The 20,688-nt window shown below is 43.3% G+C and carries 14 protein-coding genes; 3 read left to right on the forward strand and 11 right to left on the reverse strand.

Annotated elements, in window-relative coordinates; genetic code table 11:
• The first annotated feature begins 26 nt into the window (after positions 1-26).
• Positions 27-3,557, forward strand: a complete 3,531-nt coding sequence (locus ABXS85_RS07200; RefSeq protein WP_353669361.1) for an ATP-binding cassette domain-containing protein — start codon at positions 27-29, stop codon at positions 3,555-3,557.
• 67 nt (positions 3,558-3,624) lie between these two features.
• Here the strand turns inward: ABXS85_RS07200 and ABXS85_RS07205 are convergent, their stop codons facing one another.
• The 3 genes from ABXS85_RS07205 to ABXS85_RS07215 all read right to left on the reverse strand — a co-directional run bounded on the left by ABXS85_RS07205 (position 3,625) and on the right by ABXS85_RS07215 (position 6,130).
• Positions 3,625-4,383: a cobalamin biosynthesis protein gene (locus ABXS85_RS07205; RefSeq protein ID WP_353669362.1), complete on the reverse strand. Its 759-nt coding sequence runs from the start codon at positions 4,381-4,383 to the stop codon at positions 3,625-3,627.
• Entirely contained in the window at positions 4,383-5,132 is a 750-nt protein-coding gene (gene cobI / locus ABXS85_RS07210; RefSeq protein ID WP_353669363.1) for a precorrin-2 C(20)-methyltransferase, read from the reverse strand. The genes ABXS85_RS07205 and cobI overlap by 1 nt, the downstream gene beginning before the upstream one ends.
• Positions 5,133-5,209: 77 nt before the next feature.
• Entirely contained in the window at positions 5,210-6,130 is a 921-nt protein-coding gene (locus ABXS85_RS07215; protein ID WP_353669364.1) for a LysR substrate-binding domain-containing protein, read from the reverse strand.
• A gap of 136 nt (positions 6,131-6,266) precedes the next feature.
• Between ABXS85_RS07215 and betC the strand changes: the two genes are divergently transcribed.
• Positions 6,267-7,805, forward strand: a complete 1,539-nt coding sequence (gene betC, locus ABXS85_RS07220) for a choline-sulfatase (RefSeq protein WP_353669365.1) — start codon at positions 6,267-6,269, stop codon at positions 7,803-7,805.
• A gap of 53 nt (positions 7,806-7,858) precedes the next feature.
• Entirely contained in the window at positions 7,859-8,812 is a 954-nt protein-coding gene (choX, locus tag ABXS85_RS07225; RefSeq protein WP_353669366.1) for a choline ABC transporter substrate-binding protein, read from the forward strand.
• Here the strand turns inward: choX and cbiE are convergent.
• The 8 genes from cbiE to ABXS85_RS07265 form a co-directional block, all read right to left on the reverse strand.
• Positions 8,807-10,069: a precorrin-6y C5,15-methyltransferase (decarboxylating) subunit CbiE gene (cbiE, locus tag ABXS85_RS07230; RefSeq protein WP_353669367.1), complete on the reverse strand. Its 1,263-nt coding sequence runs from the start codon at positions 10,067-10,069 to the stop codon at positions 8,807-8,809. The two genes, choX and cbiE, sit on opposite strands and share 6 nt — an antisense overlap.
• Complete coding sequence (locus tag ABXS85_RS07235) at positions 10,069-10,737, reverse strand: precorrin-8X methylmutase (RefSeq protein WP_353669368.1); 669 nt, start codon at positions 10,735-10,737, stop codon at positions 10,069-10,071. Before ABXS85_RS07235 ends, cbiE begins: the two co-directional genes overlap by 1 nt.
• A 49-nt stretch (positions 10,738-10,786) precedes the next feature.
• Positions 10,787-11,557 carry a precorrin-6A/cobalt-precorrin-6A reductase gene (locus tag ABXS85_RS07240; RefSeq protein WP_353669369.1) on the reverse strand — a complete coding sequence of 257 codons (771 nt, stop codon included), beginning with the start codon at positions 11,555-11,557 and terminating at the stop codon, positions 10,787-10,789.
• Positions 11,554-12,696 (reverse strand): cobalt-precorrin-5B (C(1))-methyltransferase, encoded by a 1,143-nt coding sequence (locus ABXS85_RS07245; protein WP_353669370.1) that lies wholly within the window; start codon positions 12,694-12,696, stop codon positions 11,554-11,556. Before ABXS85_RS07245 ends, ABXS85_RS07240 begins: the two co-directional genes overlap by 4 nt.
• A gap of 1 nt (position 12,697) precedes the next feature.
• A complete protein-coding gene (locus ABXS85_RS07250) occupies positions 12,698-14,047 on the reverse strand; it encodes a cobyrinate a,c-diamide synthase (protein WP_353669371.1) in 1,350 nt (449 codons plus the stop codon).
• Positions 14,044-15,804 carry an ATP-binding protein gene (locus tag ABXS85_RS07255; RefSeq protein WP_353669372.1) on the reverse strand — a complete coding sequence of 587 codons (1,761 nt, stop codon included), beginning with the start codon at positions 15,802-15,804 and terminating at the stop codon, positions 14,044-14,046. The genes ABXS85_RS07250 and ABXS85_RS07255 overlap by 4 nt, the downstream gene beginning before the upstream one ends.
• A gap of 100 nt (positions 15,805-15,904) precedes the next feature.
• Positions 15,905-18,655, reverse strand: a complete 2,751-nt coding sequence (locus tag ABXS85_RS07260; protein WP_353669373.1) for an ATP-binding protein — start codon at positions 18,653-18,655, stop codon at positions 15,905-15,907.
• A 41-nt stretch (positions 18,656-18,696) separates the two neighbouring features.
• Positions 18,697-20,484, reverse strand: coding sequence for an EAL domain-containing protein (locus ABXS85_RS07265; protein ID WP_353669374.1), 1,788 nt, complete (start codon positions 20,482-20,484; stop codon positions 18,697-18,699).
• Positions 20,485-20,688: the final 204 nt, after the last annotated feature.

Consider the following 20,688-nt stretch of genomic DNA (forward strand, 5'->3'; position numbering starts at 1 on the left):
CGCTTCAGTTGGCAGCATGGTAAATAATGAAGAATTTTACACTATCTGATATAACTATAATCCTGAAAAAAAGCCTAAAAGTTGAATTAACTGAACAGGACTATATAAGAGACATAGAGATCCATGAAAAGACTTCTAGAGATGATGCTTTTTTTCATTGGGTAAAAAAAAGAAATAATGTAAATAAAACCTCATTGATCCATAACTTATTGCTACTAAAACCTATTTCAGGGTTATGTCTCTTTGTTTTAGGTATATTGATGGCAATATCCTTAACCCTTATACCGTATGCATTAAGATATGTCCTGAGTTTCTTGGAAAACCAAAATGATAATATAAGCTCTCTTTTAGCAGCATCTCTTCTGCTTTTCATTTCTATGATATCTTCTGGCATCTTATCAACACAATTTTATTACTATAATAACGTAATTTATCTTAATATTAGACGACTTCTTATAAAAGTATGTACCAAAAAAATACTGGCCGTAGATAGTAAAAGACTTGATTTTTTTAATGGTAGGGTTCAGGAAATAATTGTATCTGATAGCTCAAATGTAGCTCCATTTTTTATGTTTTTGATGGGGCTTATCGTATCATTAATTCAAATAGTAGGTTATCTTTATCTACTCTTCTATCAAATAGGTTTTATTGCAGTTTATTCATTTCCCATTCTTTTTTTGATGGTTTTTTTACAGGTTTTATTTGGCAAGAAAAGCTCTGTTATTCAGAAAAAAATAAGACATAAAACAGATCAAAGAATGAAGCTGATTACAGAGTTCATAGATAAATTCAAACCCATAAGAACTGCTAATTATAGTGATTTCTTCAAGAAAAATGTACAGAATATAAGGGACGAAGAGACTGCTTTATTATATAAAAGAAATTTAATTACCCTAGTGATAAGCTCAATATCTCATGTTTCTGTATTAGCTATGATGTTGATGTGTTTTTTTCTTTTAATTCAAAACGATCATGATTTTAATATGGGAGATGTTTTTGTTCTAGTTTCTATTTTTACTTTAATACAGTTTCCTATTGTCGATATGCCAAAAAAAATCAATGCGCTTATTAATTCTACAATTTCATTAAACAGGCTTGTCGAATTTTTCAATATAGATGATAGTGTAGAAAATGAAATTGATATATCAATGAATTTGGGTGATCTAGAGTTAATAAATCTATCGACGGAAAACAAAGAAATATTAAGTGATGTAAATCTTTATGTGAATAAAGGAGAATGCATTGCTATCTTTGGAGATACTGCTTCAGGGAAAACCCTTATTTTTGATATTATCACAGGTAAAAAAACAGATTTTATGGGGTGCATTAGATTTAATGGAAAGATCCATTATTTAGAGCATTCTCCTTGGTTAGCAAATGATACAATTAAAAATAATATCCTCTTCGGACAAGATTATAGAGAAGAAGATTATAAAAAAATATTGTTTCAATGTGATTTGTATGATGACTTGGAAAAATTTCCTTTTGGTGACAATACTCTAGTTGGAGAAATGGGTTCTCTATTATCTGGAGGTCAGAAACAACGTGTTGCAATAGCCAGAGCCTTGTATTCAAAATCAGATATTATACTCTTAGATAATCCAACTTCGTCCTTAGATCCGATAGTAACGAAAAAAATCATTAATAATGCATTTGTACAATGTGCTTCAACTTTACTTATTACAACGAATGATAAAAATGTGTTGTCTGTATGTGATCGATCCTATGAAATTAAAGGTAGGAGTCTAATAGAAAGTCCTACACATATGAAGTTTTTTAAGGCTTCTTTATCAGAGGATTATAGGAAATCATATCCCAGTGATAAAGAAATAAAAGATGAAGAAAAAACGGAAAATTATTCTCTAAATTTTAGTTCACTGTCCGTTTTTTTTGATTTCTTACATAGTAAAAAAACAGTTTATTTTATTTTTTCTTTGATCTTTTTAGCTGAAGCCATGAGGATTTCAACCGAATTGTGGATAGCTTACGCTTCTAATATAAGAGATATACTTACCCCAAAACAAATCATATGGCCCTTTTTGGGTTTAGGATTAATGAGTCTATTACTTATATTTACATATAATTCTATCTTGTTGTTTTATATAAAGAAGCTTTCTAAAGACTCTCACGAGAAGTTTTTTAATGCGATTGCTAGCGCGCAAACTCAATTTCACGACAAAACACCAATTGGAAGGATTTTAAACAGGTTTAACCTCGATATCATGACTATTTCAGGTCCACTCCTGATGAACATGATGACTTTAGTAACATTAATATCAGCTATTTTTTTACAGTTTATATCTGCTTCTTTAAAGTTACACTTTTTATGGATTCTAGTTTTTTTTATTTCTCTTCTTTATATTAGGATCCAAAAGCTTTATAGAAATGCCACTTTACAAATAAGAAAACAGCAAGCTGTAAATAGCTCTTTTTTCTACTCTAGTATCATTGAGATAATTAGAGGTGCTAATATTTTTAGGTTAGGTGGATCTCAAGTTTATGCAGAAAGCCAAGTTATGAAAACGCTAAGCAAGCTAACAAATGGTCGATTTACTTTGGTGAATATTCATTTATGGTTTGAGCTCCGCCAATGTCTTCTGACAGCATCTTTGGCATCTTCTATTGCAGTATATTCTGGTATGAATGACGGAGGTGCTATTGCCTCGTTGTCGGTTACCTATGCTGTACTTGCAAGTAATTCAATTAAGAGTTTGATACTTTTTTATACAGCATTCGAGCAAAATTTAAATTCAGCACTGCGAGTAAAAGAATATTGCGACCTTCCTAGTGATGATTTTATCTTAAATAAAAAATCGTCGAACAAGAATAAAATTTCTAGAGGTAGCATAAGATTCGAGAAGGTTTTCTTTAAATACCCTAATAAAAGTGATTTTTCTATTAAAGACTTTAATGTGAATATTAATCTAGGTGAAAAAATAGGTGTATGCGGTAGAACTGGCTCAGGGAAAAGTTCGTTTGTTAATCTGATAAACACTTTATATCAACCAACAAGTGGCGAAATATATGTTGATGATTTCCCTTATTCTGAAGTAGATAAATCAGAGATTAGAGATCTCATATTTATAATACCTCAATCTCCTTTTACTCTTAATGGAACATTGAGAAATAATCTGGACGTGCTGAACAAATTCACAGATAAAGAAATACATTATGCATTAAAAAAAGTTGGACTCTCTAAAATTAAAGAAAATGAACTTAGTGAGAACATCGAGAACTTTTCATTTTCTGCAGGAGAGAAGCAGTTGCTCATGATAGCCCGAATGTTAATTGAAAAAAAATCTATTATTATTTTAGATGAATCAACATCTAATATGTCCAATAATATGATAGAAAAAATAATGAAAATAATAGATGAATATCTAGTGAAAGAAAATTCAAATACTACTTTTATTATAATTTCGCATCAAATGGCTCCTTTGTTAAGCATGGATAGGATTATCATTTTGGATTCGGGAGAAATAATTGAAGGCGGAGAACCAAATACTTTATTGGCTGATAAAAACAGTCGCTTTCATCATCTGTTTAATAATGAGTAAATTAAACTTTAACATCCAAGCCTACAAATCCTATTAGAAAATTTGATGTTTAACCAAATAAACTAGATCAGTGTTTACCAAACCCGCGCGCCAGTGCACAAGTGGCTTTGGTGTTTTTTCGCTTGTTCACAACAAGCTCAGGAGAGGAGTTGGAGGCGTTTTGAGCGGCAAGGAGTGCGGCGGATTCGGCCACGCCGTATACGCCAACGGTATTGAAAATGTATTCTGAGCGGGTACTGAGCAGGGTTTCCATTGCCATCAGTGCGTCCGCAGAATAGGTGTGGAAAGGCCATTGGTATTTTTGTGCCAGGGCGATCAATTGGGTTTCATCGGCTTTGATGTCGATGCTGTTTAAGGAAGCTATATCCTTAGGGGTAAGTCCCTTTTGTTGTAAGGTTTCCAGCATGATGTCTTCCAAATAGGAAAAAGGACAGTTCCGCTCACACCCCATACCCAAAGTGTAAATGGGGTTGAGGTATTCCTTGGCCGTTGTCATCACTAATTGCGCTTGGATTTTTTGTGCAATTTGCGCGGCCCATTGGTTAGCGCCGCCTTCGTGTCCTGACAACAAAGGGATCACAAATTGTCCTAATTCATCCATCACCAATACCGGTGGGTCTTGGTATTTGTCTTCTAATACTGGTGCTAAAGTACGCATGACGATGCCAGTGGCGCAGATAAAAATCATCGGCTCTTGTGCCATGAAAACCGCTTGCACATGCTCTGCAAAGGGCTTTGGCTTGTAATCCAATTGCCCTTCTGGATAGTGCTGCAAAATCCGCTCAGCCAATGTTTTACCAGCCGATGTCAAAGCGATGATGCGCATCAGCGAGTCCCTCGCTCCGTTTTGGTAACAACGAATAAGGAGAAATACGGCCCCGCTTTGTCTTCTAATAAACTGACATCGTCGACAATTCTTTCGTTATCACGGCCAATGTATTCCAAATATTTCGCCTGATGAAGACGTTGAGTTTTACGCAATGCGGTGAGGATTTTAGGTCGCGCACGGCCAGCTTTCATAATAACAACCGTATCGTGCTCAGCCAGTGCCGTATCAATCTGCTGAGCAGAGTGACGACCACTGACCACGGCAAAGGACTCTTTTAATAGGGTTAACGGGTGACGAAGCGCGGAGGCAGCCGCATTAATGGAGGACACCCCTGGCACCACCTGACATTCAAAGGCGCCGTTAATACGCTCCAAAAGATAGGCAAAAGAACCAAAAAACAGTGGATCCCCTTCACATAAAAACACCACGTCAACCCCTTGCTTTAAGGCTTGGGTAATGCGCTGAGCACCATTATCATAGGCTTGATTGGCCAATTCTCTGTCGGTTGACATGGGCATTTTAATGGCTATTTCTTGTTGCGGATGTTGTACTGCAGCAAAAGCTTCCCGCGCAATGCTCTTAGCTTGCGATGCGCCTTGCTCATTCGCCAGAAAACTCACCACCTGAGCGCTTTGAATTAGCCTTAGGGCTTTCAAGGTAATCAGTTCTGGATCCCCAGGCCCAACACCCACGCCTATAAAACGGCCTTTAATGGCTGGCGTTGGGGTGTGATTCGCAGTGCTCATTAACTCTTCCTATGTAAAACGATCTAACTCAACAAGATCACTTAACAGCATTGCAAGCCATGCCGATGAAAGTGAGTTTATGGTGTAATAGGATGCTTGTCGTTGGTCGACACTATCCATTGCAGAAAGGCGATGGCAGGATCTGACAAAGCTTGCTGATTTGATGTGACCATATAATACCCGTGTTCGGAAGTCACAGCAAAATCCTCTAATGGTACCAAAACGCCACTCTTGATAAAGTCGTCCAGCAATGGCGACCAGCCCAATCCAACCCCTTGGCCCGAAATCACCGCCTGAACCAATAAGGTATAATTATCAAACTCCATCACGGGTTCTGGTGGTGTCGTATTCGCATCATTTAGACGAAATACCCTAGCCCAATCCATCCATTGCTGCCCTGCTTCTAAATTCAGTTTTAATAAAGGTAAGGATGACAAAGCTTGCATAGAATCAATCGGAGGAATATTTGCTAACAATTTTGGACTGCAAACCGGATAAACCCGCTCCGCTAATAGTCTTTCACTGCGATAACCTTGGTACTGACCATCACCAAATAAAATCGCAACATCCGCTTGGGTTGAGGCTAAATCCACTTCCGACTGTGATGCCTGAATCCGAATATCAATATTAGGGTATTGTTTACGGAACTCTGGCAACCTTGGCATGAGTCTAAAAGCGGCAAAGGCGAAATCCGTTGCGACATTGATTCGTGGATGACGATTTTTCTGCTGCAATTTTTGCAAGGCATCACGCAGCTCTTTAAGATGTTTTTGCGTCGTTTTGAGTAGACTATGTCCTTCATCCGTGAGCATCACTCCACGATAAATCCGCGCAAACAATTTCACCCCTAATGCCGTCTCTATGCTGCGAATTTGCTGACTTACCGCAGGTTGTGTCATATTCAATTCTTTCGCTGCGGCAGTAAAGCTCAGTAAACGAGCAGACGCTTCGAACACAACAAGGGATTGCAATGGCGGTAAATCATCACGCTCTAACATAAGCAAAACTAATCCTATCTATAATTTTACAACCAGTTTACAGCCTTATTAAATGGGTGCAATCCTATGAAGATATAGAAGCGCTTCTAATCACATCAAAACAGCTTATTTTTAATTTGTATAGGAATTGCTCTTAATGTCACAGCAAAATACGCCTTCATCCTCGCCAAATATTCTCTTTATCATGGCAGACCAAATGGCCGCTTCGGCTTTATCCACCTATGGTCATACTGTCACCAAAACCCCTCATTTAGACAAATTGGCCAAACAAGGTGTGGTGTTTGATTCCGCTTACTGCAACAGTCCCTTATGTGCCCCTTCTCGCTATGTACTGATGACGGGGCAGCTGCCCAGCAAAATTGGCGCCTTTGACAACGCCGCTGACTTTCCAGCGGACATTCCAACTTTTGCTCATTATTTACGTGCACAAAACTACAAAACCGCTTTATCTGGAAAAATGCATTTTTGCGGGCCAGACCAGCTGCATGGCTTTGAGGAGAGACTCACCACGGACATTTATCCCGCTGATTATGGCTGGTTCCCTAATTGGGATGACCCTGCTACTCGCCCTACTTGGTACCACAATATGTCATCGGTTACCCAAGCGGGCCCTTGTGTACGCAGCAACCAACTCGACTTTGATGATGAAGTGGTATTCCATGCACAGCGATATCTATACGACTATGTTCGTCGTGAGCAAGAGCGCCCGTTTTGCTTAACGGTTTCCATGACGCACCCACACGACCCTTATGCCATTCCACAAGAGTACTGGGATAGATATCAAGACGAAGACATCGACTTGCCGAAAGTAACCATTGCTAAAGAAGATCAAGACCCTCATTCAGCAAGGTTACAAGAGGTCTATGCCTACTATGACCAAGAACTGAGTGAGCAACAAGTACGCAATGCTCGACGTGCCTACTATGGTGCCATCAGTTACGTAGATGATAAAATTGGTTTATTACTCAAGACGTTAGAAGAAACCGGGTTGGATAAAAATACCATCATAGTATTTTCCGGCGACCATGGAGACATGCTGGGAGAACGTAATTTATGGTACAAGATGTCCTTCTTTGAAGGCTCAGCTCGGGTGCCTATGATCATTCACGCACCAGATCGTTTTGAACCTAAACGAGTTAAGCAATCGGTTTCCACCATGGATTTGTTGCCCACCTTTTTAGACATGGCTTGCGCTGATCACAACACAGAATTTGCCATGCCCATTCAAGGACAAAGTTTATTCCCACACCTCACCGGTAAAAATGACGGTCATGACGAAGTCATTGGCGAGTACTTTGGCGAAGGCACACTGGCACCGTTATTTATGATACGACGCAAGCAGTACAAATACGTTTGTTGCTCTCTCGACCCTGAACAATTATTTGATTTAGAAAAAGACCCATTCGAGCTCAACAACCTAGCAGAACAAACAGAATACCAAGAAGTATTAATGGAGTTCCGCAAAGAAGCCGCAAGCCGTTGGGATTCAAATGCACTCAGCCAGCAAGTGCTGATCAGCCAGCGACGCAGACGCTTAATAGTTAAAGCTCTGAACAAAGGCAAGAAAGTCGCTTGGGATCATCAACCCCTATTTGATAGCAGTGATATGTATATGAGAAATCATATTGATTTGGACGACCTAGAAGGTCGTTCTCGCTTCCCTAAAGTGAGTTAATTCAAATGTCATTGTTGAATGATAAACACACAATAACCAAAAGGAGCACCATAGTGAGAACATTTATAAACACCAAAATTGGCCTTAAAACGCTTGGCTTCACTGCCCTGATCGCCTCTAGTGGTATGGCTTTAGCAAGTGATCCCGCCAGTTGCCAAAAAGTCACCTTTAGCGACCCTGGTTGGTCAGACATTGGCGTTACCAATGCCATTACCACCAGCTTGCTGAATGCCATGGGTTACGAAACAAACGTGCAATTACTCAGCGTGCCAATTGGTTATGAAAGTATCAAAAACGGTGGTGTGGATGTGTTTATGGGCAATTGGATGCCTGCTCAAAAACATTTTATCAATCAGTACAAAGACAACTTAGATGTGGTGAAAACCAATCTCACTGGCGTCAAGTTTACCCTTGCAGTGCCCAGCTATGTCTATGATGCAGGGGTAAAAGATTTCGCCGATCTGGAAGCCCATGCTCGTGACTTTAACTATCGAATTTATGGTATCGCAGCCGGTTCCCCTGCTAATGAAAACCTGCAATCCATGGTCGACAAAAATGACTTTGACCTAGGCGATTGGAAAGTGGTTGCATCCAGCGAACAAGGCATGTTGTCACAAGTGTCACGTGCGGTTAAACGCGATAAGTTTATCGTTTTCTTAGGTTGGGAACCGCACCCAATGAACGTCAAATTTGATATGAAATACCTCAGCGGCGGCGATGACTATTTCGGCCCTAACTATGGCGGTGCCACCATTCATACCGTGACCCGTAAGGGCTATTCAGAGGCGTGTCCCAATGTGGCTAAATTGTTGACCAATTTGGAGTTCAGTCTAAATATGGAAAACAGCATCATGACGACCGCTGCCGACAAAGGAGAACCGATCGCAAAAGCTGCCAACGACTGGCTGTTGGCAAACCCTCAAGCTTTGGACAATTGGTTAGAAGGCGTAACGACCTTATCAGGGCTGCCCGCGTTAGGCGTGGTGAAAGAGAAAATGGGCTTATAGTCGTTTAACAAACTGCCATAAAGTCACCGGCAAGTTAGGTCGATAGAGGGTTTGCCCAGCCAAAGACTGCGCTTTAGACACAGCCATTGCTATGCTGGTTTGATGTGCATCTTGGGCATACTCTCTTTGTTTTGCAAAGGCGCTAACTTGCCATTTGGTGTCTTCTGTCACCGCACTCACCACCAGCACGCCATTCTCAGGTAACATTGACCAAGCTTGATTCAAGAGTGTATCCAACTCCCCATCACTACCGCCAATAAATACCTTATTAGGCGTAGGTAAATCCGACAATATGTCAGGCGCTCGACCTTTAACGAGATGCAGATTTTGCATGACACCAAACTTTTGCTGATTGGCTTGCAAGCAAGTCCAACGATCATGGTGGTGTTCCACGGCATGAATATCGGCGTCTGGGTGCCAATAAGCCAACTCGACACTAACCCCACCACAACCTGCGCCAATGTCCCACACTATGTCTTTCGCCGCTAGCTGCATATAAGACAAAATCATCAAACGTACTTCTCGCTTGGTGATCATGCCTTTACCTTCCTCTTTGTCAGTGACAAATAAGGTATCGGCAATGCCAACCGAAGCAGGATAAAGACTCGTTTGAGAAGAGGTTTCCAACACCACGATATTTAGCGGGTCAAAGGTTTGCTGGGATTGGCTGAGTTCATTCGCATCAAAAGAAGTGATTTTTTCATGCGGGTAACCCAAGGCTTCACAGACGGTGATTCTGCTTTTGTCTAACCCAGCCAACACACATTCTTGTGCAATGGCCACGGGATGACTTTGCCCATCGGTCAACAAAATCAGACTTTTATTGGCTTGTAAATGACGACGCAATGATGGCAAAGGTCGACCATGCAAACTCACCACATGAGTCTGTTGCAGGGACATTCCCAAACGGTGGCACGCCTCCTGTACACTAGACACATTGGGATAAAAAATTACCTTACGGGTACCAAAGTGCTTCACCAACCAAGTGCCAATACCATAGAAAAGTGGATCACCGGAGGCCAATACAATGACGGTATTGGTGCCTTGCGATTGCCAATGATCAAACTCAGCAGACAACTGAGACAGCTTTGGCAAAACCTTCGTTTGTCCTAACTGTACATAGTCGGCAACGGTTTTTTGCTGCCTTGAAGAACCCAGTATCACATCTTGCTCGCTCAAGGAGGCGAAAACAGACTGGGCCTTAGGATCTAAAGTCGCCCGTTCATTAACGCCTAAGCCTATGACATGAATTCGCATCAGTAATACTCACCTAAATTACAACGCAATAAGGCATTACAACTGGCCGAGGTCACCGCACTGCCCCCCATTCGCCCCAGTAAAGTAATGCATTCAACACCCAAGTCTCGATGCGCATGCCACAAAGCCTCTTTGGATTCCGCTGCGCCCACAAAGCCAACCGGCATACCTATGATTAAAGCGGGCTTTGGCGCACCTTGAGAAATCATCTCTAAAAGGCGAAACAAAGCGGTAGGCGCATTACCAATCAAGACCAGGCTACCTGCAAGATGATCTTGCCAGAGAGACAAGGCCGCCATAGAACGTGTCTCGCCATCTTGCTTTGCCAATTCAGCCGTTTTTGGGTGATTTAAGAAACACAAAGGCTCCTTTTCGATCATACGCTTGGTCACCCCTTGCTTAACCATTTCCACATCACAAAGAATGCTGGCATTTTTCCCTAAAGCATCTCGCCCAGCTTGCGTGGCGTGCTCACTAAAACGCACCTGTTCAGCCACTTCTGGCAAGCCCAAACTGTGCACAATACGCATCACTACTTGCTGTTGATCCTGATCCCATGCTGACAAATCCGTTAAGGCACGAATCTGACGAAAGCTGTCTTGTTCAATCGCTTTGGGATCGGGCTGGTACTGAAACTTGCAATCAGCAGAAGGCGGTTTTTTTTGCATACTATAAGTGTCTTTATTTCAATATAGTGTTATGAATATAAACAGATAATCAATTTGCCCAAGCTTGCTGGCAAGCCTGTAAGCAGACCGCTAGATCATCAAATTCTCTGTCTGCTGGCGGTAATTCTGGCCGCGCCTGCAAATACACAGGCAAATTCAGTTTCCGCGCGGCGACAAGCTTAGCATAGGTTGCTTGACCGCCGCTGTTTTTACTAACGATCACGTCAATCTTATGTTGTTTTATTAAAGCCTGTTCGTCCTCATAAGCAAAAGGGCCGATGGCTTTTAACCACACCACTTTTTCAGGTAAGGAAAACTTGGCGGGCACAGCCGTGCGCCAGATTATGCTGTCTATTTGAGGCTGAGCCGCTATAGTCTGCAGCCATTCTTTTGTCATTTGCCCAGCACTTAATAGCGGACGCTGAAACTTTGCTAATGCGGACAACAATTCCTCTTGGTTTTGATAAAAGTGCCAATTGTCACCCGTTTCCTGTTGCCACGCCGGACGATGAAAGCGCCAACAGGGTATGCCTGCTTGTTGCGCGGCCAAGACAGCCTTGCTGCTCATCGTCTGAGCGTAGGGATGCGTCACATCGACAATGGCATCAATGGTTTGGCCTTGTTGAGCTTGGCTTTGTAAATAGTTTACTAAACCGCCAAACTGAGTGAAGCCACCGACTAAAAGCTCACAATCCACCTGAGGAATACGCACCAAGCCCGCCAAGCTATAAATCACATGAATGCCGGATTGGTGCAAAGCATCGGCCAGGCGCCGCGCATCCGCAGTGCCACCTAATAACAAGATACGCTTAGGCTTCATTCAGAACTATCCTTAGCACCGTCCTTAGCATCGTCCTTAGCAAAGCCCACAAACTGACCTTTTCGATCAATGGCCCACACTTCCAATACCATGTGTTTGGGAATATAACGACGAGCAAAGTTCACCGCTTGGGCGCAAACCGCGTCCGCTAAGGCAAGGTTTTCTTGCTGGGCAAAACTCAAGGCTTCGACACTGGTGTTTGCGCCTCGCATGCGTTTTTGCAACTCATCACTTGCCCCTAAAGTTGCCGCTAATGTCGCCAAGGCAGGTAAATCAATACTGGAGGCTCGACTGTTGAGGTCCATATGCTGTTGCGCCAGTTTACTGATTTTGCCAAAACCACCGCATATACTCAGCTTGATCAATTGTGGCTGTTGCGAGTTTTCCACCTTACGAAGGTGTTTTAGTACGGCGCCAACAAAATCCCCCATTTCCAACAAGGCCATGTCGTCTAAGCCATATTGTTTTTTAATAGCGGTCTCGCTGGCATTGCCTGTGGTGGCGGCCAGATGAGTCAAACCATTGGCGCGCGCTACATCGATACCCTGATGAATAGACGCAATGTAAGCTGCACAGGAAAAAGGTCGCACTATGCCTGTGGTGCCTAAAATGGACAAACCTCCCTGAATGCCCAAACGCGGATTCATGGTTTTCTGTGCAATGGCGGCACCATTCTCAATGCCAACAGCAACCTTGAAACCACCTTGATACTGGTAAGTCTCAGCAAAGCCTAATAAATGCTCTGTCATCATTTGGCGTGGTACAGGATTAATCGCAGCTTCCCCTACCGCCAATACCAAACCGGTTCGCGTGACTGTGCCAACACCGTCTGCCGCGTGGAAATGCACGCCGGGATCCGCGCACAAACTCAGCTCGACAAAAATTTTTGCGCCATGAGTCACATCAGGGTCATCTCCTGCATCTTTGATGGTGCTGGTGCGAACGCCATTGGCTATGGCTTGATAAGATTCAATCATCAGATCAACAGGCTTGCCCTTGGGCAACAAGATGCTGACGGTTTCATCTTGGCGTTGAGCAAATATGTATTGCGCCGCCGCCACGCAACAAGCGGTGGCGCAGCTGCCTGTCGTCAGACCTGTGCGCAGTGGTGCCTTATCTTCACCGCTCTCTGGCCACACGTTAGCAAGCCTCGTCCATGCTTGCCGAATTGCCAAGGAAAACCTGCCCTATGGCCTCTGGGTTGGATGGAAAGAACAAATGTAAGTAGCTGGCAATGAGTCCGCGGGATTGGTAAATCGCCTCACCAGGGGCTGGGTGACGTTGACGACGACCATGAGCCACGGGGGTTGGTGTATTCGCGCTGCGCGATCTGTGGTGCGCATGAGCTCGCACTTCCCCTTGTGGTAACACAGCGGTTTGCATACCTTGGCAACCTCGCTTACCACGCATGGCACCTTGGCCCGTTAAAATCCCCAACATGGGATGAGTCTTCTCTTCTAAATCCGTCAGGCTTTCCAAGCTATACAACATACCGCCACATTCCGCCAAGATACCTTTTCCCGATTGGTAAAAATCTTGAATCGCCGCCTTCATCGCATGATTTTCTGCTAACCCTTGCGCATGAAGTTCTGGGTAACCACCCGGTAACCACAAGGCATCCGCAGCGGGCAAATCTTGATCGCGCAAAGGCGAAAAGAACACATAATTAGCGCCTAAAGAGCTTAAGGTCACCAAGTTTGCATCGTAAATAAAGCTAAAAGCTTCGTCTTTTGCTATGGCAATAGTTTTGCCTTGTAAAGACTGAGGTATGCTGTGACTCGACGTCTTTTTATTACTGGATGAAAAGGCCACGGCTTTGGGCAAAGAGAGCAAAGCCTTATCTTCTGATGACTCTAGCCATGCCACGGCAGCTTGAAATTTTTCTTCCAGCTCATGTGAGACTTCATGGGCCTGCACCAAACCCAGATGTCGCTCAGGCAAGCTTACTTCTTCATCGCGCTTTAGACTGGCCAATAAAGGTAAATCACTAGGTAAGGCATCACGAATCAGCTGCGCATGACGCTCACTTCCACAACGGTTGGCGATCAGACCTACCACGCTCACATCTTGACGGAAGTGCGCCAAGCCGGTTGCTAATGCCGCTGCGGTTTGCGCCATGCCTTTGACGTCCATCACTATGACCATAGGCAAACCAAAGCGCGCGGCCAAATCCGCACTTGAAGGCTCGCCATCAAACATACCCATTGCCCCTTCAACTAAAATCAAATCTGCTTCTAAGGCTGCTTGATAAAGTTTGTCTTGGCAGTAGTCTTCACCCGCCATCCAAATATCTAACTGCTCAACTGGCTGTTGTGAGGCTTGCGCTAAGATTTGCGGATCCAGATAGTCAGGCCCGGTTTTGAACACACGAACACGCTTACCTTGCAGAGTAAAGTAGCGTGCTAACGCCGCAGTAATTGTCGTTTTGCCTTGGTTTGACGCCGGTGCCGTCAAAAATAAAGCGGGGCAATAAGCCACAGATGTTGTCATAATTCGGTCTCAAACAAGGAATCTAAAGAAACATACTGAGCATTCAAGGCTTGAGCAATGTCGCCACCTCGTCCGCGTTTAATCGCTGAAGCTTCCGTATCAATCAAGGCCAGCTCTCCGGGTAATACTAAATCTGCCACATCCGCCTGAGTACGACCATCCGTTAACAAATAAGTCCGACTTAATAGTGCTGAATCCTTTTTATGCTCCTGTTGCAAATAGCTCTGAGCTTGCTGCAACACCTGCCGAAAGGGGGTGCCACCACCAGCGGGTACTTCATCCAGCCAGTTAGCTATGTCTTTCGGCGCTCGTACTCTGGCCATGAGTTCAGTGACACCGTCTTGCCCAAAACCCAATATGGTCAAGTGTTCACGCGCCAAATAGGCTTGTTGCGCTAGGTCTAAAATCACCGCTTTAGCCTTGGCCAGAGTATTCTCTTGCAAGCTTGACGCTGAGGTATCCAACAACACCAAATGCAATATGGTTTGTCCGCTCTTCGCCCCTTTGAAACTCAAATTTTCAGGCGGCCATTGCTGTGGCTGACGCGATAAGCTACGAAACCAATCCACACTTTGCGATGTTTGTTGCACATCATGACGATAGCCGCCACGATGTGACCCTTTAGACTTTCCCGGCGTTACCTCACGCAAGTTTTGAGGGTTAGAAGTCGTGGCCTGCTTTGCAGACAAAGTCACTCGAATGGCCTGATCCGCCGCTAAGCTCTGTGGTGGCATACTGCCCCATTCTCCTTGAGCTTGCTCTGACATGTCACCTTGTTCGGACGCTTTGCTTTGTTGCAATGACGACTGACCTTGGGAAGAATCAAGCTGCGGTGGTTTACTGGCTTCGGGGCGTCGTGAAGGCGGAGGTGTCGGATCACTGACTTCATGACGACGATGGGCCAATACCAACTCAGCCACCGCTTGCACATCGTCGCTGGTGACGCTTTGTCGATTACACCAAGCAGCATGAGTCATGGCCGCTCGCAGCCAAACAATGTCGCCACGAACACCATCGATATTGGCCTGCTGGCAAAGTTCAGCGATGTTAAAGCGTATTTCATCAGCACAACCTACTTGCTGTAACTTTTCTCGCGCCTGCAAAATACTCTGCTTAAGATTGCGTTGTTTGTATTTAAAGGCCTCACAAAAGCCGCTCGGATCTTGGTCAAATTGATCACGCAAACGCACAATTTGCACACGTTCTTCTATGCTGTATTGATTGCCAAGATTGACCATGAAACCAAATCTGTCTTTTAGCTGGGGACGCAATTCCCCTTCGTCGGGATTCATGGTGCCAACCAACAAAAATTTAGCCTCATGCTGATGACTCAAACCGTCACGCTCTACCCGATTCACACCACTGGCCGACACATCCAATAACTGATCCACCAAATGATCTGCCAGCAGATTCACTTCGTCCACATACAAGACGCCACCGTGAGCTTGGCTTAATAAACCGGGCTGAAAAGAGACTTGCTTGTCTTGCAGCACTTGTTCTAAATTCAGAGCGCCCAATAATCTGTCTTCACTAGCGCCTAAGGGCAAGGTCGCAAAAGGCACATCGCCCTCACTAATAAAGGCTGGCATAACCCCAGCTAACCCTCGCGCTAACGTCGATTTGGCCGAACCTCGTGGACCACTGATTAAGACACCACCAATCAAAGGATTAACCGCATTGAGGAGCAAAGCCAATTTCAGTTGTTCTTGCCCTGCTACGGCGGTAAAAGGGAAATCAAAAGAGGTGTTCGATGTCATGAATGTATCCGTGATCGCGGGATTAAAATAGCATTGCTTGACCTTATCCGCAGGAGCCAAATCTGTCAAACGCAATGCATTCAGTCAAGCGTGAATTAAATTAACCCTCAACACCCTGCTGAAATTGCCTCACTAACCTTTCCACCATAGCAAAATCAAACACGTCAATTGCCTTGGATAAAGCCGCTTTATGGGCTTGCGTTAACTTATCTTCCAGATAAGCAAACTCTTGTTCTATGGCAGCCACATCGCCATTTTGAGCCGCATTGAGTAAAGCTTGCCAATCAGCGTCTGTGACCTCTTGTGCGACAAGATGTTGTTCAGCATTTTGTCGCTCAATCATGTCAATTTGCTCAGTCTCAACTGCATCTTTCACGCTAGAAACTATTGCCCCTATATTCACACTGGAAGCATGACGATCTTCGGTTAAGCTAACAAACTGCACCTCTAAATGATTACTAATAGCACGATAAATATCTTCCATTTGATAAGGCTTTGGTATCACTTGCCAAAACCCTTGTTCCATTAAGGCCCTTTGTTCATGCTCTAACGTTGAGGCAGTTACCGCTATCACAGGGATATTGTCTTCAGAATTTGTTTGTTGAATCGCCCGCAGAAGTTCTAAGCCCGTTTTTTTGGGCATGCGAATATCCGTCAACACCAAATCTGGCGCATCCTGTTGAAACGCCTGCCAAGCCTGTTCACCATCTTGGGTTTCTATGACCTGACAACCGGCTTTTTCTAACAAGGACACCAAAATGTCTCTCGACCATTCGTCGTCCTCTGCCACCAGTACTTTGACTGGTGTTTTCAGGCGCATGTTAACAGAGAACTGATTTTCGTCCGTGTTATTGGCAACAAGATCGGGCGCCAGATTCAAAGGCAAATCCACCAAAATATGCGTACCAGTGGAAGCGGTGCTGGTGACCTTTAATTGTCCCTGCATCAGGTTGACCAAGGTCGAAGCCAATGCCAGTCCTAAGCCCGTACCACCAGATTGTTCACCTGCTTTGCCTTGTACAAATGGGGTAAAGAGATTTTCCATGAGCTCTTGCTCAATACCCGGCCCAGTATCGTCAACACGCACATGTATACGATCGTGCAAGATATCCACACTCAGTTTCACTGAACCTTGCTGAGTGAATTTAATCGCATTCCCCACCAAGTTAGTTAACACCTGATGGAACTTCATAATATCCATCCAGACGATTTGTCTTTCACTCAAATCACACACTACTTCAAACTGCAAACCTTTTGCTTCTGCTTGCCCTTGCAATAATTTGCCTATCTGTTTGACTTCTTTACACAAATCCATTTTTTGCTCTTGTAGCAACAAACGTCCTGATTCAATTCGGGCAATATCTAAAACATCATTAATTAAGCTAAGTAAACGCTCACCAGCATTGGCGATAGCAACAAATCGATTATGCGTCACACCCGTTAAGTTACTTTCTTCACTGATTAATTGGGCATATCCAATGATGGCATTTAATGGTGTACGGATTTCATGACTCATGTTCGCCAAAAATTGGCTTTTGGCACAGTTCGCTTCTTCGGCGGATTCTTTGGCCTGTTTTAGTTGTTGTGATACTTGTTTCTGCTCAGATATATCCGTCATGATGTTACCAACAGAAACAGACTTACCCGACTCATCTTTTAATAAAAAATAAATCTCATAGGTAGGAAAAATCTCTCCATCAAGTCGTTTCGCACGCAACTCTCCTTGCCACATGCCATGTTCTCTCACATAAGGGATAACAATGGTTTCAAGATATTCATGTATGGATTGTGGATAAAACTCTAAGTAATGGAATTCGGCTACTGCTTTGTCATCAATGTCTTCTGCAACTCCCAACAGGGTACGAATGGATGCATTAAAATAACTTATTTGCCCAGTCAAACTTCCCATCGCAAAACCTTGTGCTGAGTTATCAGCAAAGCTTTTAAATAATTTGAGCTGATTAATTAAATCGTGACGTTCCGTAATATCCCGGGCAATACTCAATGTGCCGCGAAAATTAATCTCTGGTTCAATCACTGGTATCCGTTGAATTTCAAATAACCTGTCTTCTTGTAAGGCCTCTGAGTACCCCCAGGATTGATCTTGGATAGTCTGTCCTGACAACAGTGCTGATCGATCACGTTGATGATAAATTTCCCCTATTCCATCAAGGTTCAATTCAATATCTGTTTTGCCCTGTACCTTCTCCGCTGGCATACGGTGAAAGTCGAAATATGCCTGATTACAATTCAAATAACGGCCTGCTTCGTCTTTGTACCAAACGACATCAGGCATATTATTTAGTAGTGTCGATAATGTTAGTTCACGCTGTTGAGCCTTCTTTCGAGCCGCAATTAGCTCATTTTCGGTGTCAATCCAATAGCCAATGTCTTCAATAATACCGGCAATGCTTTTGATGCCCTGACGCGCATCACGGCGTGCCACACGACCACGAATTTCAACCCAGTAATGCTGTTTAATGGGGTTTTGCAATTGCAATCTAAGAGTAACCAGTTGTTGGTCATCTGCAGTATCCGCTAACATGCGTTTTTGCCAATCTTTAAAAGCTTGCTGATCTTTTTCTGACAACAAGGCCAACCACTCAGACACACGCTTAGGGGTTTGACTTTCGGTGAAGCCCAGTTGTAAGAAAAATTCCGATGACATGTATAATCGGTTGGTAGCCGGAAACCATTCCCATACTCCACCTTTGGTGGCTAAAACGGCTCTAGAATAACGACGCTGAAGATGCTTGAAGCGCAATAATGTAATGAACTGAAAAATAACAAAGCACAACAGGGTTGTGACAAAAACCGCTGCCAGCAGATAAAACAACTCTGCAAATCCCATTAACTTTTGCTCCTTAGTGAAGACTTAATTCACTCAATCCATCACAGTTTTTCGGGCTTGTGAAAATGGTAGCCTTGACCCCATTCCACCCCCAGAGATTTCAGTAAATCGACAATGGTTTGATTTTCTACAAATTCTGCAACGACTGGCTTTTTCAGCATTTTGGCGAGTTTGACAATGGAATCGACCATGCCAAAGTGAATTTCATTTTGATGCATGTCTTTAATAAAGATTCCGTCTATCTTAATCAGATCAAAAGGCAAATCCATCAAGTAAGCGAATGAAGAAAAACCCGTACCAAAGTCATCAAGTGCGATGGTACAACCTTGTTCATGCAACAATGACATAAAGTTTCGAGTGTCATTAAAGTTATTTAGAGCTTCCGTTTCAGTGATTTCAAAACAAAACTTGCTTCCATCCAACTGATACTTTTCTAACTGCTCAATAATGAAACCAGAAAAATTCGCCTGACGAACCGACAAAGCAGAAATATTAATAGCGACTTGATCTATGTCTTCCCATAACTGGGTTCGTTTCGACAACTCTCGCATAGTATGCTGAATCACCCAGCGATCTATTTTCGAAATGATGCCAAAGCGCTCTGCGGCACGAATAAAATCATTAGGATAAATTAAGCCACCATTCACCTCGTCTTTGAGACGCACCAAAATCTCGATTTTCTTTTTCGATCGGCTTTGAGTCAATGAACATACTTGTTGGAAATGCACTTCAAATAGGTCTTTTTCTAAGCCGTCAATAATGCGTAATCCCCAATTCAAGTTGCCCCTGTGTTCTTTGAATTCCATGTCATCGGCATCTTTTATGACACGGGTTTTAACACCTGATTTCTTACAGGCATAACACACTTCATCTGCCAACATGACCAACTGTTCAAAAGAAGAAATTTGCTGAGTTAAGGGCAAGGCAACTTGCGTCACACTGATACGAAACTGTCGTTCGTCCCATACAAAAGTAAAGGCTTCTAACGCTTGATTAAACAGACGGAAGAATGACGCCACAGCTTCAGCGCCACCGTTATCCAATACCACGACAAACTTATCCCCACTCATACGTGCACAGAAATCACGCTTAGGGTCAATTTGCTCAGCCAGCAGTTCAGCCAGTTGATGCAGTAGTTCATCACCGGCAATACAACCACAGGAGTCGTTAATTAATCTAAATTCATTAATGTCCAGCAAGGCAAAGTAAGATAATGGTGCATTTGCAGGCTGAGTCGGTAAATCGGAGATCAGATGAGTTACGTGTTCATCCAGTGCATCGCGGTTATATAACTGAGTAACAAAATCATGCTGCGCCAGATACTTGAGCCTATCTTGCATATAACGTCGTTCGTTTACTTCTTTACGCAAATTTCGATTAAGTAAGTTTAAATCCGCCGTACGTTCATGGACCTTGTCTTCCAAGGTGATGGTCAATTCTCTCAGTTCTTGGAGTAGACGATATTTCTCAAGCTGATGTTGTACTCGGACACGCACTTCGTCGACTCGAAATGGCTTACTGATAAAATCATTACCACCCACCTCAAAACCAAGCGATATGTCGTCTGCCAACGCTGTCACAAAAATAACAGGTAACTCTTTATGTTGTTCTAATAAACGAATACGACGGCAAGTTTCGAAACCATCTATGCCACCCATCATCACATCCAACAAAACCAAACAAGGTTGTGTTCTATTAAGTAATTCAAGTGCCCGTTCGCCAGAGGTAGCCACAGCCACCTGACAATCTAATGATGCTATTACGTCATTCAAAATACGTAAGTTTTCCGGTACATCATCAACTATTAAAACCGTTGGAAGAGAATCCATTAGAGACGTCACCTTTCAAACTAATCAATCACACTAGAAAATCAATTTCTTTGGGATAAACCACGTACTAACCACAACACAAAAAGACTAAGGTGAAGGAAGCTACGAACACATCACTGGCGACCGCCATGGTAACTCTGTTGCTCTGTTACCCTACATTTCTGCAGACCTTCTTAAGCCTTATTGCTCAACAATTGAGCAGTA

This window comes from Marinomonas sp. THO17 (genome assembly GCF_040436405.1).
Classification (GTDB): domain Bacteria; phylum Pseudomonadota; class Gammaproteobacteria; order Pseudomonadales; family Marinomonadaceae; genus Marinomonas.

What these genes read in the sequence shown, in the direction of transcription:
- ABXS85_RS07200 (WP_353669361.1), top strand. Translation starts at nt 27, where the DNA reads ATGAAGAATTTTACACTATCTGATATAACTATAATCCTGAAAAAAAGC.
- ABXS85_RS07205 (WP_353669362.1), bottom strand. Translation starts at nt 4,383, where the DNA reads ATGCGCATCATCGCTTTGACATCGGCTGGTAAAACATTGGCTGAGCGG.
- cobI (WP_353669363.1), bottom strand. Translation starts at nt 5,132, where the DNA reads ATGAGCACTGCGAATCACACCCCAACGCCAGCCATTAAAGGCCGTTTT.
- ABXS85_RS07215 (WP_353669364.1), bottom strand. Translation starts at nt 6,130, where the DNA reads ATGTTAGAGCGTGATGATTTACCGCCATTGCAATCCCTTGTTGTGTTC.
- betC (WP_353669365.1), top strand. Translation starts at nt 6,267, where the DNA reads ATGTCACAGCAAAATACGCCTTCATCCTCGCCAAATATTCTCTTTATC.
- cbiE (WP_353669367.1), bottom strand. Translation starts at nt 10,069, where the DNA reads ATGCGAATTCATGTCATAGGCTTAGGCGTTAATGAACGGGCGACTTTA.
- ABXS85_RS07235 (WP_353669368.1), bottom strand. Translation starts at nt 10,737, where the DNA reads ATGCAAAAAAAACCGCCTTCTGCTGATTGCAAGTTTCAGTACCAGCCC.
- ABXS85_RS07240 (WP_353669369.1), bottom strand. Translation starts at nt 11,557, where the DNA reads ATGAAGCCTAAGCGTATCTTGTTATTAGGTGGCACTGCGGATGCGCGG.
- ABXS85_RS07250 (WP_353669371.1), bottom strand. Translation starts at nt 14,047, where the DNA reads ATGACAACATCTGTGGCTTATTGCCCCGCTTTATTTTTGACGGCACCG.
- ABXS85_RS07255 (WP_353669372.1), bottom strand. Translation starts at nt 15,804, where the DNA reads ATGACATCGAACACCTCTTTTGATTTCCCTTTTACCGCCGTAGCAGGG.
- ABXS85_RS07260 (WP_353669373.1), bottom strand. Translation starts at nt 18,655, where the DNA reads ATGGGATTTGCAGAGTTGTTTTATCTGCTGGCAGCGGTTTTTGTCACA.
- ABXS85_RS07265 (WP_353669374.1), bottom strand. Translation starts at nt 20,484, where the DNA reads ATGGATTCTCTTCCAACGGTTTTAATAGTTGATGATGTACCGGAAAAC.